Source organism: Bacillus cereus group sp. BceL291 (assembly GCF_051776705.1).
GTDB lineage: Bacteria > Bacillota > Bacilli > Bacillales > Bacillaceae_G > Bacillus_A > Bacillus_A cereus.
The window spans coordinates 1-1712 of record NZ_JBPWAP010000203.1 but is presented as its reverse complement, the minus strand read 5'-3'; the positions used below and the strand labels follow the sequence as shown (position 1 = coordinate 1712).

Genomic DNA, 1712 nt, shown 5'->3' with positions numbered 1-1712 from the left:
AATGGTATCAGTGGTAGGGGAGCGTTCTAAGGACAGTGAAGTCAGACCGTAAGGACTGGTGGAGTGCTTAGAAGTGAGAATGCCGGTATGAGTAGCGAAAGACGGGTGAGAATCCCGTCCACCGAATGCCTAAGGTTTCCTGAGGAAGGCTCGTCCGCTCAGGGTTAGTCAGGACCTAAGCCGAGGCCGACAGGCGTAGGCGATGGACAACAGGTTGATATTCCTGTACCACCTCTTTATCGTTTGAGCAATGGAGGGACGCAGAAGGATAGAAGAAGCGTGCGATTGGTTGTGCACGTCCAAGCAGTTAGGCTGATAAGTAGGCAAATCCGCTTATCGTGAAGGCTGAGCTGTGATGGGGAAGCTCCTTATGGAGCGAAGTCTTTGATTCCCCGCTGCCAAGAAAAGCTTCTAGCGAGATAAAAGGTGCCTGTACCGCAAACCGACACAGGTAGGCGAGGAGAGAATCCTAAGGTGTGCGAGAGAACTCTGGTTAAGGAACTCGGCAAAATGACCCCGTAACTTCGGGAGAAGGGGTGCTTTCTTAACGGAAAGCCGCAGTGAATAGGCCCAAGCGACTGTTTAGCAAAAACACAGCTCTCTGCGAAGCCGTAAGGCGAAGTATAGGGGGTGACACCTGCCCGGTGCTGGAAGGTTAAGGAGAGGGGTTAGCGTAAGCGAAGCTCTGAACTGAAGCCCCAGTAAACGGCGGCCGTAACTATAACGGTCCTAAGGTAGCGAAATTCCTTGTCGGGTAAGTTCCGACCCGCACGAAAGGTGTAACGATTTGGGCACTGTCTCAACCAGAGACTCGGTGAAATTATAGTACCTGTGAAGATGCAGGTTACCCGCGACAGGACGGAAAGACCCCGTGGAGCTTTACTGTAGCCTGATATTGAATTTTGGTACAGTTTGTACAGGATAGGCGGGAGCCATTGAAACCGGAGCGCTAGCTTCGGTGGAGGCGCTGGTGGGATACCGCCCTGACTGTATTGAAATTCTAACCTACGGGTCTTATCGACCCGGGAGACAGTGTCAGGTGGGCAGTTTGACTGGGGCGGTCGCCTCCTAAAGTGTAACGGAGGCGCCCAAAGGTTCCCTCAGAATGGTTGGAAATCATTCGTAGAGTGCAAAGGCATAAGGGAGCTTGACTGCGAGACCTACAAGTCGAGCAGGGACGAAAGTCGGGCTTAGTGATCCGGTGGTTCCGCATGGAAGGGCCATCGCTCAACGGATAAAAGCTACCCCGGGGATAACAGGCTTATCTCCCCCAAGAGTCCACATCGACGGGGAGGTTTGGCACCTCGATGTCGGCTCATCGCATCCTGGGGCTGTAGTCGGTCCCAAGGGTTGGGCTGTTCGCCCATTAAAGCGGTACGCGAGCTGGGTTCAGAACGTCGTGAGACAGTTCGGTCCCTATCCGTCGTGGGCGTAGGAAATTTGAGAGGAGCTGTCCTTAGTACGAGAGGACCGGGATGGACGCACCGCTGGTGTACCAGTTGTTCTGCCAAGGGCATAGCTGGGTAGCTATGTGCGGAAGGGATAAGTGCTGAAAGCATCTAAGCATGAAGCCCCCCTCAAGATGAGATTTCCCATAGCGTAAGCTAGTAAGATCCCTGAAAGATGATCAGGTTGATAGGTTCGAGGTGGAAGCATGGTGACATGTGGAGCTGACGAATACTAATAGATCGAGGACTTAACCATATAATATG

At 52.9% G+C, this 1712-nt stretch carries 1 rRNA gene; it reads left to right on the top strand.

Annotated features, from left to right (window positions below):
* Nucleotides 1-1704 (top strand): 23S ribosomal RNA (locus ACS2CR_RS34050); the annotation flags it as partial.
* Nucleotides 1705-1712 lie beyond the last annotated feature (8 nt).